General features: G+C 68.5%; 12 protein-coding genes and 7 tRNA genes. 8 read left to right on the forward strand and 11 right to left on the reverse strand.

All coding sequences use genetic code 11. The features are described from left to right. From C666_RS03990 to C666_RS04020, 7 genes are all read left to right on the forward strand, one after another. The coding region (locus C666_RS03990; protein ID WP_004334105.1) for a transglutaminase family protein at positions 1-1,615 on the forward strand (1,615 nt) is incomplete at its 5' end. 7 nt (positions 1,616-1,622) lie between these two features. After that, positions 1,623-4,295: a circularly permuted type 2 ATP-grasp protein gene (locus C666_RS03995; RefSeq protein ID WP_004334107.1), complete on the forward strand. Its 2,673-nt coding sequence runs from the start codon at positions 1,623-1,625 to the stop codon at positions 4,293-4,295. Positions 4,296-4,329: 34 nt separating this feature from the next. Further along, complete coding sequence (locus tag C666_RS04000) at positions 4,330-5,268, forward strand: transglutaminase family protein (RefSeq protein ID WP_028791893.1); 939 nt, start codon at positions 4,330-4,332, stop codon at positions 5,266-5,268. A gap of 147 nt (positions 5,269-5,415) precedes the next feature. Beyond that, on the forward strand, positions 5,416-6,846 hold the full coding sequence (locus tag C666_RS04005; RefSeq protein ID WP_028791894.1) for a circularly permuted type 2 ATP-grasp protein: 1,431 nt from the start codon (positions 5,416-5,418) through the stop codon (positions 6,844-6,846). Positions 6,847-6,901: 55 nt separating this feature from the next. After that, positions 6,902-7,849 carry an alpha-E domain-containing protein gene (locus C666_RS04010; protein WP_004334114.1) on the forward strand — a complete coding sequence of 316 codons (948 nt, stop codon included), beginning with the start codon at positions 6,902-6,904 and terminating at the stop codon, positions 7,847-7,849. Positions 7,850-7,922: 73 nt separating this feature from the next. Next, positions 7,923-8,735: a proteasome-type protease gene (locus C666_RS04015; protein ID WP_004334116.1), complete on the forward strand. Its 813-nt coding sequence runs from the start codon at positions 7,923-7,925 to the stop codon at positions 8,733-8,735. A 120-nt stretch (positions 8,736-8,855) separates the two neighbouring features. Further along, positions 8,856-9,437, forward strand: coding sequence for a phasin family protein (locus tag C666_RS04020; protein WP_004334119.1), 582 nt, complete (start codon positions 8,856-8,858; stop codon positions 9,435-9,437). Between the two features lie 140 nt (positions 9,438-9,577). Here C666_RS04020 and C666_RS04025 read toward each other — a convergent pair. The 11 genes from C666_RS04025 to C666_RS04075 all read right to left on the reverse strand — a co-directional run bounded on the left by C666_RS04025 (position 9,578) and on the right by C666_RS04075 (position 13,128). After that, positions 9,578-9,654: transfer RNA gene (locus C666_RS04025), tRNA-Asp, on the reverse strand. Between the two features lie 66 nt (positions 9,655-9,720). Beyond that, positions 9,721-9,796, reverse strand: a tRNA-Glu gene (locus tag C666_RS04030). Positions 9,797-9,826: 30 nt separating this feature from the next. After that, a tRNA-Ala gene (locus tag C666_RS04035) sits at positions 9,827-9,902 on the reverse strand. 93 nt (positions 9,903-9,995) lie between these two features. Then, positions 9,996-10,072 (reverse strand) — tRNA-Asp (locus tag C666_RS04040). A 35-nt stretch (positions 10,073-10,107) separates the two neighbouring features. Further along, positions 10,108-10,183: transfer RNA gene (locus tag C666_RS04045), tRNA-Gly, on the reverse strand. 17 nt (positions 10,184-10,200) lie between these two features. Further along, positions 10,201-10,275, reverse strand: a tRNA-Thr gene (locus tag C666_RS04050). Positions 10,276-10,351: 76 nt separating this feature from the next. Next, positions 10,352-10,427, reverse strand: a tRNA-Lys gene (locus C666_RS04055). Positions 10,428-10,523: 96 nt separating this feature from the next. Further along, positions 10,524-11,081, reverse strand: a complete 558-nt coding sequence (gene ruvC / locus C666_RS04060) for a crossover junction endodeoxyribonuclease RuvC (protein ID WP_004334121.1) — start codon at positions 11,079-11,081, stop codon at positions 10,524-10,526. Next, positions 11,078-11,395: a heavy metal-binding domain-containing protein gene (locus tag C666_RS04065; protein ID WP_004334122.1), complete on the reverse strand. Its 318-nt coding sequence runs from the start codon at positions 11,393-11,395 to the stop codon at positions 11,078-11,080. The genes ruvC and C666_RS04065 overlap by 4 nt, the downstream gene beginning before the upstream one ends. Positions 11,396-11,427: 32 nt before the next feature. Beyond that, positions 11,428-12,321 carry a DMT family transporter gene (locus tag C666_RS04070; protein ID WP_004334124.1) on the reverse strand — a complete coding sequence of 298 codons (894 nt, stop codon included), beginning with the start codon at positions 12,319-12,321 and terminating at the stop codon, positions 11,428-11,430. A gap of 81 nt (positions 12,322-12,402) precedes the next feature. Further along, entirely contained in the window at positions 12,403-13,128 is a 726-nt protein-coding gene (locus C666_RS04075; protein ID WP_004334126.1) for a YebC/PmpR family DNA-binding transcriptional regulator, read from the reverse strand. A 195-nt stretch (positions 13,129-13,323) separates the two neighbouring features. Between C666_RS04075 and C666_RS04080 the strand changes: the two genes are divergently transcribed. Continuing rightward, a complete protein-coding gene (locus C666_RS04080) occupies positions 13,324-14,826 on the forward strand; it encodes a helicase HerA-like C-terminal domain-containing protein (RefSeq protein ID WP_004334127.1) in 1,503 nt (500 codons plus the stop codon). Positions 14,827-14,836 lie beyond the last annotated feature (10 nt).

Below are 14,836 nucleotides of genomic sequence, written 5' to 3' on the forward strand. Positions count from 1 at the left end.
CGCTGCGCTGCCATTGCCCGGCGCGGACAGCGCGGCGCTGGCCAGCCGCGACGAGCGCAGCGGCCCCGCGCGCGTGCCGGGGCGCTTAGAGTCGGCCGGTTGGATCACCCGCAGCGCGATGTGCGCCGAGCCGCGCGGCGGTCTGCTGCACCTCTTCATGCCGCCCACCGCGGCGCTGGAGGATTATCTCGAGATCGTCGCCGCGGTCGAGGCCACGGCCGAGGAGTTCGCGCTGCCGGTCGTGCTCGAAGGCTACGAGCCGCCGTCCGACCCGCGCCTGTCGCACTTCCGCATCACCCCCGACCCCGGCGTGGTCGAGGTCAACATCCACCCGGCCGGCTCCTGGGACGAACTGGTCGAGCGCACCACGACGCTCTACGACGAGGCCCGCCAGTCGCGCCTGTCGACCGAGAAGTTCATGCTCGACGGCCGCCACACCGGCACCGGCGGCGGCAACCACTTCGTCCTCGGCGGCGCCACGCCGGGGGATTCGCCCTTCCTGCGCCGGCCCGACCTGCTGCGCAGCCTGGTGAGCTACTGGCACAACCATCCCAGCCTGTCCTACCTGTTCTCCGGCCTGTTCATCGGCCCCACTTCGCAGGCGCCGCGCGTCGACGAGGCGCGCCACGACTCGGTGCATGAGCTGGAAGTCGCCTTCCAGCAGTTCCCTGACCCCGGCGTGCAGGTGCCGCCCTGGCTGATCGACCGCCTGCTGCGCAACCTGCTGATCGACGCCACCGGCAACACCCATCGCGCCGAGTTCTGCATCGACAAGCTCTACAGCCCGGACGGCCCCACCGGCCGCCTCGGCCTGCTGGAACTGCGTGCGTTCGAGATGCCGCCGCATGCGCGCATGAGCCTGGCGCAGCAACTGCTGCTGCGCGCGCTGATCGCCCGCTTCTGGCGGCGGCCCTACGCGCCGGATCGCCTGCGGCGCTGGGGTACCGAGCTGCACGACCGCTTCCTGCTGCCGCACTGGGTGGCGGAGGACTTCCGCGACGTCATCGACGAACTGCGCGAATCCGGCTACCCGGTCGAATTCGGCTGGTTCGCGCCGCATTTCGAGTTCCGCTTCCCGAAGTACGGCGAGTTCGCCGCGCGCGGCGTGCAGGTCGAACTGCGCATGGCGCTCGAACCGTGGAACGTGATGGGCGAGGAGGGTGGCGCCGGCGGCACGGTGCGCTACGTCGATTCCTCGGTGGAGCGCCTGCAGGTCAAGGTCAGCGGCCTCAACGACGACCGCCACGTGCTGAGCTGCAACGGCCGCGCCGTGCCCCTGCAGCCGACCGGCGTGGCGGGCGAGTTCGTCGCCGGCGTGCGCTACCGCGCATGGCAGCCGCCGTCCTGCCTGCACCCGACGATCGGCGTGCATGCGCCGCTCGCCTTCGATCTCGTCGATGGCTGGATGCAGCGCTCGATGGGCGGCTGCGTGTATCACGTCGCCCATCCGGGCGGGCGCAACTACGAAGCCTACCCGGTCAATCCGTACGAGGCCGAAGGGCGGCGCCTGGCGCGCTTCGCCGCCACCGGCCATACGCCGGGCCGCATCGCGCCCGTGCCGGCCGAGCGCAATGCCGACTTCCCCTTCACCCTCGACCTGCGCCGCCAGGGCTGAATCGGCCATGCAGGTCCAGCCGCAACATCCGCCCGAGCTGCTCGCCCGCTATGCCGCGCGGCCGGACCGCTACGACGAACTGTGCCAGCGCATCGGCAGCGTCGTGGTGGTGCGGCCGCACTGGCGAGATTTCTTCCAGCGCCTGGCCGCCATGCCGCCGGCCGAGACGGCGGCGCGGCGGGCGACCTTGCGCCGCCAGGTGCACGAGAACGGCATCACCTACAACGTGTATGCCGATCCGCGCGGCTTCGAGCGGCCGTGGGACCTCGACCTGCTGCCCTATATCCTGCCGGCGGCGGAATGGGCGCAGATCGAGGTCGCCGTCATCCAGCGCGCGACGCTGTTCAACCTCATCCTTGCCGACCTCTACGGCGAGCAGGCCCTGCTGCAGCGCGGCCTGATCCCGCCCGCGCTGATTTACGGTCACAGCGGCTTCCTGCGGCCGCTGGTGGGCGTGAAGCAGCCGCGCGACCTGTTCCTGCACCTGTATGCGGTGGATCTGGCGCGCTCTCCCGACGGTCGCTGGTGGGTGGTGGCCGACCGTACGCAGGCGCCGTCCGGCGCCGGCTACGCGCTGGAGAACCGCGGCGTGGTCGCGCGCGCACTGCCCGAGCTGTACCGCGCGGCCGGTGCGCAGCCGCTGGTGCCTTTCTTCGAGGGCTTCCGCGACAGCCTCGCCGCGCTGGCGCCGTCCGGCGCGGCGGACGATGGCGAAGGGAACGGCGAAGGCGCGGCGCCGCTGATCGTGGTGCTGACCCCCGGGCCGTACAACGAGACCTACTTCGAGCACGCCTTCCTCGCCCGCGAGTTGGGCTTCCCGCTGGTCGAGGGGCAGGACCTGACCGTGCGCGACGAGAGGGTTTTCCTGCGCACGCTCGACGGCCTGCGCCGGGTGCACGTCATCCTGCGCCGGGTGGACGACATCTGGTGCGACCCGCTGGAGCTGCGCGACGATTCGGCGCTGGGCGTGGCCGGGCTGGTGGCGGCGGTGCGCGCGGGCGGGGTCACGGTTGCGAACGCGCTCGGCAGCGGCATCCTCGAAACCGGGGCGCTGCTGGGCTACCTGCCGCGCCTGGCCGAGCACCTGCTGGGGCAGAAGCTGAAGATGCCGTCGGTGGCGACCTGGTGGTGCGGCGAGAAGGCAGCCTGTGCCTATGCGCTGGCGCACCTGCGCGAACTGGTGGTCAAGCCCGCCTACCCGGCCATGCGCGGCGGCCCCGTGTTCTGCCGCGACCTGCCGGCGGCCGAGCTCGCTGCGCTGGCCGCGCGCATCGCCGAACGGCCTTTCGAGTTCGTCGCGCAGGAAATGGTCAACATCTCGCAGGCGCCGGTGCTGGCCGACGACGCCGATGCGCGGCGCGGGCTGGTGGCGCGCAACATCGGCCTGCGCGTGTTCGTCGCCGCGTCGCCCGACGGGTTCCGCGTGATGCCGGGCGGCCTCGTCCGCGTCGCGCCCGAGAGCGACATGCGCGTGGTGTCGATGCAGCAGGGCGGCGGCAGCAAGGATGCATGGGTGCTGAGCGACACCGCGTCCGTGGCGCGCCGGCCGGTGCCGGCGGTGCCGGGCCAGATCGCGCCGCGCGAGCGCAGCATGCCGGTGCCCGGCCTGGCGAGCCGGGTGGCCGAGAACTTCTTCTGGCTCGGCCGCTACAGCGAGCGCGCCGACAGCGCGGCGCGCCTGGGGCGGGAGACCCTGCGCCGGCTCGGCGGCCTGGCGGAACTGGAGCATCCGGCGGCCGAGGCGCCGGACGATGCGGACGGGCCGTGGGCGACGCCGACGCTGGCGGCGCTGGCCAGCCTGTGCCAGCGCTGTGGCCTGCGCCTGTCCCCGCCGGAGGACGAGGCGGACGAGGCCGTGCCGGACGCATCGCCGCCGCCCGCCGGACGTCCGCCGGGCACCGAGTGCGGCATCGAACTGCTGGCCGGCGCCTTGTTCGACGCGCGCCACAGCGGCAGCGTGGTGGCCAACCTGCGCGGGGTGCTGCGCCTGGCGTCGCAACTGCGCGACCGCCTGTCGCCCGACAGCTGGCGCATCTACAACCGGCTGGCGGAGTTCGCCGCGCCCGTGCCCGCCGCGCCTGGCCTGGGCGAGGCGATGCAGCGGCTGGATGAGTCGCTGCTGTCGCTGGTGACCTTGTCGGGCTTCGTCATCGAGAGCATGCCGCGCGATGCTGGCTGGCGCTTCCTGTCGATCGGCCGGCGCATCGAACGCCTGCAGTTCCTGACCTCGGCGCTGTCCGCCCTGCTGCCGGTGCCCGAGCCGGGCGCGCTGGAGGCGCTGCTGGCGGTCACCGACGGCGAGGTCCGCTACCGCAGCCGCAACACGCGCGGGCTCGCGCCGCGGCCGGTCGCCGAACTGGTGATGTTCGATTCCGACAATCCGCGCGCATTGCGCTACCAGATCGAGTCGCTGGTCGGGCACGTCGCCCGCCTGCCGGATGGCAGGGCGCTGGGCGAACCCTTGCAGGCTCTGCTGGCCGAACTGGATGCCGAGCGCCACTGCGCCTGCCTCGACGACCTGTCGCTCGACCCTGCGCAGCCGGCCGCGCGCGAGGCGCGCGAAGCCGTCGGGTCCTTGCTGGGGCGCATCTGGGGGGCGGGCAACGCCCTGGCCGACGCGGTCTCGCACCGCTACTTCACCCACCTGGATGCGCGCAGCCATGCAACCGCCTCGCGCTGACGATTCCTGCGTGCCGGGCGATGGCGCCGCGCCGATGCAGTTCTACGAGATCACCCACGACACCACCTACCGCTATGCCAGCCCGGTCCTGCTGTCGCAGCAGATCGCCCACCTGAGCCCGCGCGCGATGCCGCGCCAGCGCCTGTGCGGGCATCGCCTCACGATCGCGCCGCAGCCGTCCACGCGCAGCGAGCGGCTGGATTTCTTCGGCAACCCGACGACCCGCTTCGGCCTCTACATGCCGCACGAGCTGCTTTGCGTGCAGGCAGTGAGCCATGTCGGCGTGCACGCCCGGGACTGGCCCGAAGCCGCGCGCAGCCTGCCGTGGGAAGCCGCGCGCGACCATCTGCGCGATGCGCTGTCGGGCCACGCGCCGCTGCAGGCCGACGCGCGGGACGCCGGGCAGTACCGCTTCGCCTCGCCCTTCGTCGCGCTCGGCGCCGAAACGGCGATCTATGCCGCGTATGCGGCGCGCTGCTTCAGGCCGTGGCGCCCCTTGCTGGAGGCGGTGCAGGCCTTGTCGGCGCTGATCCACGCCGAGTTCCGCTTCGACCCGGCGGCGACCAGCGTCGCCACGCCGGTGGCCGAGGTCTTCGCCGAGCGCCACGGGGTGTGCCAGGACTTCTCCCACATGATGATCGCCTGCCTGCGAGCGCTGGGCCTGGCGGCGCGCTATGTGTCCGGCTACCTGCTCACCGAGCCGCCGCCCGGGCAGCCGCGGCTGGTTGGTGCCGATGCGTCCCATGCCTGGGTCGCGGTGTGGTGCCCGGGCATGGGCTGGGTCGAGTTCGACCCCACCAACGACGTGCAGCCGGGCCTGGGCCACATCACACTGGCCTGGGGGCGCGATTACGGCGACGTGTGCCCGCTGCGCGGGGTGATCCTGGGCGGAGCCAGCCATGCCGTGGACGTCGCGGTGACGGTAATGCCGGTGGAGGAGGGGAGATGCGGCGACTTGCACGCACCACGATGATGCATCGGATGCCAAGCTGGTGCGCACCAGCGCGGTGCACACGCGGCGATCATGCGCACGCGCCGCATTCCGTGTGGTCCGGTAAGTTGGCACGCTTTCTGCTGAGATGGCTTGGAAGGGAGTCCAACCATGATCGCAGACAGCAAAATGACCGCCGCGAAACCCTATGACGAAATGCACGCCGCCGACGGCTCGGTCCGGGCGCACTATCTCGGCTACGCCGAATGGCTGGCGGGAATACCGCGCGAGCGCATCGAACGCAAGCGCAGCGAGGCCGACGTCGCCTTTCACCGCGTCGGCATCACCTTCAACGTGTATGGCGCCGAGGGGGGCAAGGAGCGCCTGATTCCATTCGATCTGCTGCCGCGCATCATCCCGGGCGACGAATGGACGGCGCTGGAGGCCGGCCTGCGCCAGCGCGTGAAGGCGCTCAACGCCTTTCTCGCCGACATCTACCACGGCCAGGAGATCCTGCGCGCGGGCCGCATCCCCGCCGACCAGGTGCTGAACAACGCCCAGTTCCGCACCGAGATGAAGGGCGTGGACGTGCCCGGCGGGCTGTACGCGATGATCGCCGGCATCGACCTGGTGCGGGCGGCGGGCGCGGACGGCAAGGGCGAGTACTACGTGCTGGAGGACAACCTGCGCGTGCCCTCGGGGGTCAGCTACCTGATCGAGAACCGCAAGATGATGATGCGGCTGTTCCCCGACCTGTTCTCGCGCTACCGCGTGCAGCCGGTGGAGCACTACCCCGACCTGCTGCTGGAAACCCTGCGCGCCGTGGCGCCGGCCGGCGTGCTCGACCCCACCGCCGTGCTGCTGACGCCGGGTGCCTACAACAGCGCGTATTTCGAGCACAGCTTCCTCGCCCAGCAGATGGGCGTCGAGCTGGTCGAAGGGCAGGATCTGTTCGTCGACGACGACACGGTCTGGATGCGCACCACGCAGGGGCCGCGGCGGGTCGATGTCATTTATCGCCGGCTCGACGACGATTTCCTCGATCCGCAGGTGTTCCGCCCCGATTCCATGCTCGGCGTGCCCGGACTGATGTCGGCCTACCGCGCGGGCCGGGTGACGCTGGCCAACGCCGTCGGCACCGGCGTCGCCGACGACAAGTCGATCTACCCCTACGTGCCGGAGATGGTGCGCTTCTACCTGGGCGAGGCGCCCATCCTCAACAACGTGCCCACCTACATGCTGCGCGAGAAGGACGACCTGGCCTACGTGCTCGACCACCTGCCCGAGCTGGTGGTGAAGGAAGTTCATGGCGCAGGCGGCTACGGCATGCTCGTCGGGCCGGCCGCGACCCGCGCCGAGATCGAGCATTTCCGCCAGCTCATCGTCGCTGCGCCGGAAAAGTACATCGCCCAGCCGACGCTGTCGCTGTCGACCTGTCCGACTTTCGTCGAGGCCGGCATCGCGCCGCGCCACATCGACCTGCGCCCCTTCGTGCTGTCGGGCGGCAAGGAAATCCGCATGGTGCCCGGCGGCCTCACCCGGGTGGCGATGCAGGCCGGCTCGCTGGTGGTGAACTCATCGCAGGGCGGGGGCACCAAGGACACCTGGGTCGTCGGCTGAGCCCGGGCCGAATCCTGTATCCGCATCCGTATCCGATCACGCTGGGAGAACGACCATGCTGAGCCGCACCGCCGACCACCTCTACTGGATGGCGCGCTACACCGAGCGCGCGGAAAACACCGTGCGCATGCTCGACGTTTCGTACCGCATGTCGCTGCTGCCGCGCAACAACGGCAACGGCGACGATGGCTGGGGCGCGATCCTCGCGATCAGCGAACTGACCGAGGCATTCGCCCGCAGCGGCCGGCCGCTGAGCGCGCGCGACGTCATCGATTTCGTCGTGCTCGACCGCGGCAACCCGTCGAGCGTGTGGAACTGCCTGCGCGCGGCGCGCGAGAACGCGCACGCGGTGCGCGGCACGCTGACCGCGGAGATGTGGGAAACCACCAACGCCACCTGGCTCGAGATCCGCGACATGACGCCCGAGAAGCTGCAGGCGACCGACCTGGGCGAATTCTTCGAATGGGTCAAGTTCCGCTCCCACCTGCTGCGTGGCGTCACCTTCGGCACCATGCTGCACGACGACGCCTTCCAGTTCGTGCGCCTGGGGACCTTCCTGGAGCGCGCCGACAACACCGCGCGCCTGCTCGACGTGAAGTACCACAGCTTGTTGCCGCAGCACGAAAGCCCGACCGGCACCACCGACTACTACCAGTGGGGCGCGCTGCTGCGCTCGGTGTCGGCGTTCGAGACCTACCGCCATGTGTATCGCGACGTCATCACCCCCTACAAGGTGGCCGAGCTGCTGATCCTCAACGACGCCATGCCGCGCTCGTTGCACGCCTGCGTCGACGAGGTCAACGACATCCTCGGCCAGATCGCCAACCTGCACTCGGCCGAGGCCGCGCGCCAGGCCGGCGAACTGCACGCCGCACTGCACTACGGCCGCATGGACGACATCTTCGAGACCGGCCTGCACCCTTGGCTCGAACGCTTCCTGGAGCGCATCAACCGCTTGGGGGACCGCATCGGCGACAACTTTCTCGTTCCGGTTGCCGCCTGAACGATTCGTGGCGCCGCCCCCGGCCGGGGTGTCGGAGCGCGGCGCCGAGCAATGACCCGACAGGACCGCCTGCATGACCTATTGCGTTGCGATGTGCCTCGACGAGGGGCTTGTCTGTCTGTCCGACTCCCGCACCAACGCGGGCGTCGACCACATCAACACCTTCCGCAAGATGACCGTCTTCGAGCGCGCCGGCGACCGCGTGCTGGTACTGATGGGCGCTGGCAACCTCGCCATCACCCAGGCGGTCATCAACATCCTGCGCGAGCATGCCGCGGTGCAGGACCGCCAGAGTCTGTGGAACGCGCCGACGATGTTCGAGTGCGCGCGCCTGGTGGGCGACACCATCCGCCGCGTGCACCAGCGCGACGCCGAGGCGCTGCAGCAGTTCGGCGTCGACTTCAACGCGTCCTTCATCCTGTGCGGGCAGATCGCCGACGAGCCGCCGCGGCTGTTCAACATCTATGCCGCCGGCAACTTCATCGAGGCTTCGTGCGACACGCCCTATTTCCAGATCGGAGAATCCAAGTACGGCAAGCCCATCCTCGACCGCGTCGTCCATTGCCGAACCTCGCTCGACGAGGCCGCCAAATGCGCGCTGATCTCGATGGACTCCACGATCCGCTCGAACCTGTCGGTTGGCTTGCCGCTCGACCTGCTGATCTACAAGCGCGACAGCCTGAAGGTGGGGCGCCACGTCAGCATCGATGGCGACAACCCCTATTTCGACATGATCCACAACCAGTGGGGTGCCAGCCTGCGGCGCGTTTTCGCCGAGCTGCCCGATCCTGACTGGACGACCTGGTCGAACGAGGCCGCGCCGCGCCCGTGCCTGCAGGGCGTGGGTGAGCCGGGGGTGTGCGAGCGCGCCGGCAGCGGCGCCTAGCAAGGCATCTTCAATCCTTGCGGGCGGGTGTAACAAAATGCTTGCCTAAATTTATGTTGCAGTGCAACATAAATGCACACCACAGAACTTCTCCGGTGTCACCAGACCAAGGAGCACACCATGACCGCGTCACCCGAAAAAATCCTCGCCACGTTCAAGACCACTGCCGAGGCGCGCGTCAACGACGTGTCTGCCGCCAGTGACAGCCTGTTGTCGACCGTCGAGCACCTCACCGCGTTGAACCTGAACACCACGCGTTCGATTCTCGACGACACGATCGCGTTGAGCCAGGCCGCGCTTGCCGTGCGCGATCCCAGGGCCCTGGCCGCGCTGCAGCTCGGCACCATCACCCCGGCGCTGCAGAAGGGTTTTGCCTATGCCAAGGCATTCACCAGCGTCGCCAGCCAGAGCCAGGCCGAACTGCTGAAGCTGGCCGAGGCGGGCATGTCGCAATGGCTGCAGAGCGTCATCGTGGCGCTCGAGGGCCTCAACCGCAATGTGCCGGTGGGCTCCGACCTCGCCGTCCGGGCGCTGAAGACCGCGGTGGTCAATGCATCGTCGGCCTACGAAGGTGCGACCCAACTGGTCAAGCAGGTGTCCGAAGCCGCACAGGCCAACGTGGATCAGGCCGCCGCAGCCACGGTCGATGCGGTCAGCAAGGGCACGACAGCCACGGCCACGCTGCTGAAGAGCGCCGCCTGACCGATTTCCGCATTTGATTGACCGCTTTGCCGGATGGGAGGAGCCGGCCGGCAGTGCCGGCTTTCTCGCCGGCAGTGCAAAGCGGCAATGCAAAAACGGAACGCCAACCCCGAAGGATTGGCGTTCCGTTTTTTGATGCTTGGCGGAGTGGACGGGACTCGAACCCGCGACCCCCGGCGTGACAGGCCGGTATTCTAACCGACTGAACTACCACTCCGCACTGAACTGCACCGGCAATCTGCCGGCCTGCTTTCCAGCCCGAAAGGGCTGAAACGCCTTGAATTGGCGTCCCCACGGGGATTCGAACCCCGGTTATCGCCGTGAAAGGGCGGTGTCCTAGGCCTCTAGACGATGGGGACTGCGGTACTGCAACCACTTTTACTTCGACTTGGTGGAGGTAAGCGGGATCGAACCGCTGACCTCTTGCATGCCATGCAAGCGCTCTCCCAGCTGAGCTATACCCCCACAACGAGCCGTGCATTGTAGCAAACCACTAACGCTTTTTACAAGATCTTCGGCCTTTGAAAATCTTGCTCAAGCATGGCTCGAACTTGAAGCTGGCGGAGTGGACGGGGCTCGAACCCGCGACCCCCGGCGTGACAGGCCGGTATTCTAACCAACTGAACTACCACTCCGAACTTGCGCGCCTAGTGGAGCGCAAGGATGAAACTGGAGCGGGAAACGAGTCTCGAACTCGCGACCTCAACCTTGGCAAGGTTGCGCTCTACCAACTGAGCTATTCCCGCGTAAACCCTGGACTGCCTGGTGCCCATGGGCAGGATTGAACTGCCGGCCTCTCCCTTACCAAGGGAGTGCTCTACCACTGAGCTACATGGGCAGATCCTGCCTGCTCCCGATCGATCAACTTTCGGGAGCGAAAAGGCCGACCCTTTCGAATCGGCCTTTCATCTATCTGGTGGGGGCACTAGGACTCGAACCTAGGACCAATTGATTAAGAGTCAACTGCTCTACCAACTGAGCTATACCCCCGGTGCCTTGCGGCGGATCGGCGTTTCCGTCGATCAAGAGCCGCGAATTATAGAGAGGCTTGCCATCCGGCGCAATATCCGCGCGGATATTTTTTGATCAGGCCAGGATGCGGCCCGCGCGCCGCCGCGTACCGGCGCCCGCCAGCCCGCCGAGCCCCTGCGCGCCGTGCGCATGGCAGATGGCGCAGGCGAGTGCGTCGGCGGCGTCCGGGCCGGGGCTGGCATCGAGCGCCAGCAGGCGCTGCACCATGTGCTGCACCTGTTCCTTGGCCGCCTTGCCGTAGCCGACCACCGACTGCTTGACCTGCAGCGCGGTGTACTCGGCCACCGGCAGTTCGCAGGAGACGGCGCCGCAGATCACCGCGCCGCGCGCCTGGCCCAGCAGCAGCGTCGATTGCGGGTTGACGTTGACGAAGACCTTCTCGACCGCGACCACGTCGGGCCGGTAGGTGGCGATGACTTCGCGCACGCCGTCGAGCAGGGTCTTGAGGCGGCCGGGCAGTTCGCCGTCCTGGGTCTTGATGCAGCCGCTGGCGACGTAGCGCAACTGGCTGCCGAGCTGGTCCACCAGGCCGAAACCGGTGATGCGCAGCCCCGGGTCCAGCCCCAGGATGCGGGTGGCGACGCTGCGCGAGGCGGAGGGTGCGGCGCTCAAGTCTGCACGGCGGTGCCGCTGACGCACACCATCAGCATGCCGTTGTCCGCGCCGAGCACTTCGTAGTCCACGTCGATACCGATGATCGCGTTGGCGCCGAGCTTCTTCGCTTCGGCCTGCATCTCGTCCATCGCGATGCGGCGGGCGTCGGACAGCGTGCGTTCGTAGGCGCCGGCACGGCCGCCGACGACGTTGCGGATCGACGCGAACATGTCCTTGAAGATGTTCGCGCCGATGATGGCTTCGCCGTTGACGACCCCCAGATACTGGCGCACCGGGCGGTTCTCGAGCGTGGAAGTGGTGGTCATCAGCATGGTCCGTTCTCCGCTGTGGGGGAAGCCGCATTCTAGCCCTTGCGCGCCAGCCATACGCCAGCCACGGCCACGCCCATGCCGGCGAGCGCGATGCCGGTCAGCGTCTCGCCGAACATCGCCCAGGCGATCAGCGCGGTGGTCGGCGGCGTGAGGTAAAACAGGCTGGCGACGTTGACCGCGCTGCCGCTGCGGATGAGCAGATTGAGCAGGCTGATCGCGCCCAGCGACAGCACCAGCACCAGCCACAGCAGGGCGAAGATGAATTCGCCGCTCCAGTCGATGGCCATCGTTTCGGTCTGGCTGGCGATCAGTGCGGTGACGGCCAGCGTGGGCAGGAATTGCACCACCGAGCCGGTGCGCAGGTCGAAGCGCGGGCAAAAGCGCTTCTGGTACAGGGTGCCGGCGGTGATGCCGACCAGCGCCGCCAGCGCCGGCGCCAGCATGTGCAGCAGGGCGCCGGACGCGACGCCGTCCATCGTTGCCTTGCTGCCGACGACCAGGCCGACGCCGGCAAAGCCCATCGCCAGCCCCAGCCATTGCCGCGGCGAGACGCGTTCGCCCAGCAGCAGGCCGGCGCAGGCCGCAGTCAGCAGCGGCTGCATGCCCACCACCAGCGCCGACACACCGGCGGGCAGGCCGCGATCGATGGACATGAACACGCCGCCCAGGTACAGCGCGTGCACCAGCAGGCCGGTGACGCCGATGTGGAAGGCCTCACGCGGGCTGGCGGGCCAGGGCGCGCGCATCGCCAGCGCCAGTGCCGTCATCAGCGTGATCACGAGCACGTAGCGGGCGAGCAGGAAGGTCAGGGGCTCGGCATAGGGCAGGCCGAACTTGGCGCCGATGAAGCCGGTGCTCCACAACAGCACGAACAGCAGCGGGGTCAGGCGCTGGGCCCAGGAAGCAGGAGAGGCGGGATGCGGCATGATCGGGTGGCGGGGCCGGCGGAAAAAAGAAAGCGGCGCCGGGCGCCGCTCTCGGATTCTTGCGGATCGATCGGCGACAGCTTACTCGCCGATTTCCGCCGAAGTGTAGACCTCCTGCACGTCGTCCAGGCTTTCCAGCGCGTCGAGCAGCTTCTGCATGCGCACGGCTTCGTCGCCGGCCAGTTCGATGGCGTTTTCCGGCTTCATCGTCACTTCGCCGAATTCGGCGGTGAAGCCGGCCTTTTCCAGCGCTTCCTTCACCGTGGTGAATTCCCACGGGCCGGTGACGACCTCGATCGAGCCGTCCTCGTTGGTGACGACGTCCTCGGCGCCGGCTTCGAGCGCGGCTTCCATCAGCGCATCCTCGTCGGTGCCGGGGGCGAACAGCAACTGGCCGCAGTGCTTGAACTGGAAGGCCACGCAGCCGTCGGTGCCCATGTTGCCGCCGTACTTGGAGAAGGCGTGGCGCACGTCGGCGACGGTGCGGGTCTTGTTGTCGGTCAGGCAGTCGACGATGATCGCCGAGCCGCCGATGCCGTAGCCCTCGTAGCGCGTTTCCTCGTAGGTGACGCCTTCGAGTTCGCCGGTGCCCTTCTTGATCGCGTTGTCGATCTTGTCCTTGGGCATGTTGACGCCCTTGGCCTTGTCCACCGCCAGGCGCAGGCGCGGGTTGAAGCCGGGGTCGCCCCCGCCCATCTTGGCGGCGACGGTGATTTCCTTTGCCAGCTTGGAGAATGCGGCGCCGCGCTTTTCGTCCTGGCGCCCCTTGCGGTGCTGAATATTGGCCCACTTCGAATGACCAGCCATATGACCCTCGATACTGCCGTAAGCGATTGAAAGTTGCGCAGTATACAACCCGGGGGCGGCAGGCCGCACGCGGCATCGTGCCGTTCGTCCCGCGGTGCGTGCGGCCACGTCGCGGGGGGCAGCGTGCGCCTGATAAACTCGGGGGCGATGCGGGCAGCCCCCGCGACGACCACGTGACCATTCCGGAGTGATGCGATGACCGAAGCGCTGCTGATTGCCAAGACCGCCGACAAGGAGGTTCTCCTGCTGCCGCGCCTGGCCAACCGCCACGGGCTCATCACCGGCGCCACCGGCACCGGCAAGACGGTGACCTTGCAGAAGCTGGCGGAGTCCTTCGCCGCCATCGGCGTGCCGGTCTTCATGGCCGACGTCAAGGGCGACCTCTCCGGCATCGGCGCGGCGGGGACGAAATCCGACAAGCTGATGCAGCGCCTGGCCGCGATCGGCATCACCGAATATGCGCCGCGCGCCAATACCGCGGTGTTCTGGGACGTGTTCGGCGAACAGGGCCACCCGGTGCGCGCCACCATCTCCGACATGGGGCCGCTGCTGATTTCCCGCCTGCTCAATCTCAACGACACCCAGACCGGCGTGCTGACGCTGGTGTTCAAGGTCGCCGACGACAACGGCCTGCTGCTGCTCGACCTGAAAGACCTGCGCGCGATGGTGCAGTACGTGGGCGAGAACGCGAAGACCTTCACCACCGAATACGGCAACATCTCCACCGCCTCCATCGGCGCCATCCAGCGCAACCTGCTGGCGCTGGAAGAGCAGGGCGGCGATGTGTTCTTCGGCGAGCCGATGCTCGACATCGCCGACCTGATGCAGACCGATGCCGACGGCCGCGGCGTCATCAACGTGCTCGCCGCCGACCGCCTGTACCACTCGCCCAAGCTGTATTCCACCTTCCTGCTGTGGATGCTGTCCGAACTGTTCGAGCAGTTGCCGGAAGTGGGCGACCTCGACAAGCCGAAGATGGTGTTCTTCTTCGACGAAGCCCACCTGCTGTTCAACGACGCGCCCAAGGCGCTGATCGAGAAGATCGAGCAGGTCGTGCGCCTGATCCGCTCCAAGGGCGTAGGGGTGTATTTCGTCACCCAGAACCCGCTCGACGTGCCCGAGACCGTGCTCGGCCAGCTCGGCAACCGCGTGCAGCACGCGCTGCGCGCCTTCACCCCGCGCGACCAGAAGGCGGTCAAGACCGCCGCCGACACCATGCGCCCCAACCCGGCCTTCGACGCCGCGGCGGCGATCACCGAGCTGGGCGTGGGCGAGGCGCTGGCGTCCTTCCTCGACGACAAGGGGCGGCCGCAGGTGACCGAACGCTGCTTCGTCATCGCGCCGGATTCGCGCCTCGGGCCGCTGAGCACGGCGGAGCGCCAGGCGGCGGTCACCGGTTCGGTCATCTACGGCCATTACGAGAAGGCGGTCGACCGCGAATCGGCCTACGAAATCCTGCGCGCCCAGGCCGACAGCAAGGCCGCCGCCTCGGCGCAGGCGAAACCGGGCGCAGCCGGCGGTGGTGATAGTGGCAGTGCGCTCAACGACATTCTGTTCGGCTCCACCGGCCCGCGCGGCGGCCAGCGCGACGGCCTGGTGCAGATCGCGGCGAAGACGGTGACGCGCACCATCGGCAGCAACCTGGGCCGCCAGATCGTGCGCGGCCTGCTCGGCTCCTTGCTCGGCGGCAAACGCTGAGGAGCGCCAT

Origin of the sequence: Thauera linaloolentis 47Lol = DSM 12138, from assembly GCF_000310205.1 — a bacterium.
Lineage (GTDB): Bacteria > Pseudomonadota > Gammaproteobacteria > Burkholderiales > Rhodocyclaceae > Thauera > Thauera linaloolentis.

What these genes read in the sequence shown, in the direction of transcription:
- C666_RS03995 (WP_004334107.1), top strand. Translation starts at nt 1,623, where the DNA reads ATGCAGGTCCAGCCGCAACATCCGCCCGAGCTGCTCGCCCGCTATGCC.
- C666_RS04020 (WP_004334119.1), top strand. Translation starts at nt 8,856, where the DNA reads ATGACCGCGTCACCCGAAAAAATCCTCGCCACGTTCAAGACCACTGCC.
- C666_RS04015 (WP_004334116.1), top strand. Translation starts at nt 7,923, where the DNA reads ATGACCTATTGCGTTGCGATGTGCCTCGACGAGGGGCTTGTCTGTCTG.
- C666_RS04065 (WP_004334122.1), bottom strand. Translation starts at nt 11,395, where the DNA reads ATGCTGATGACCACCACTTCCACGCTCGAGAACCGCCCGGTGCGCCAG.
- C666_RS04075 (WP_004334126.1), bottom strand. Translation starts at nt 13,128, where the DNA reads ATGGCTGGTCATTCGAAGTGGGCCAATATTCAGCACCGCAAGGGGCGC.
- C666_RS04070 (WP_004334124.1), bottom strand. Translation starts at nt 12,321, where the DNA reads ATGCCGCATCCCGCCTCTCCTGCTTCCTGGGCCCAGCGCCTGACCCCG.
- C666_RS04005 (WP_028791894.1), top strand. Translation starts at nt 5,416, where the DNA reads ATGACCGCCGCGAAACCCTATGACGAAATGCACGCCGCCGACGGCTCG.
- C666_RS04080 (WP_004334127.1), top strand. Translation starts at nt 13,324, where the DNA reads ATGACCGAAGCGCTGCTGATTGCCAAGACCGCCGACAAGGAGGTTCTC.
- C666_RS04000 (WP_028791893.1), top strand. Translation starts at nt 4,330, where the DNA reads ATGCAGTTCTACGAGATCACCCACGACACCACCTACCGCTATGCCAGC.
- C666_RS04010 (WP_004334114.1), top strand. Translation starts at nt 6,902, where the DNA reads ATGCTGAGCCGCACCGCCGACCACCTCTACTGGATGGCGCGCTACACC.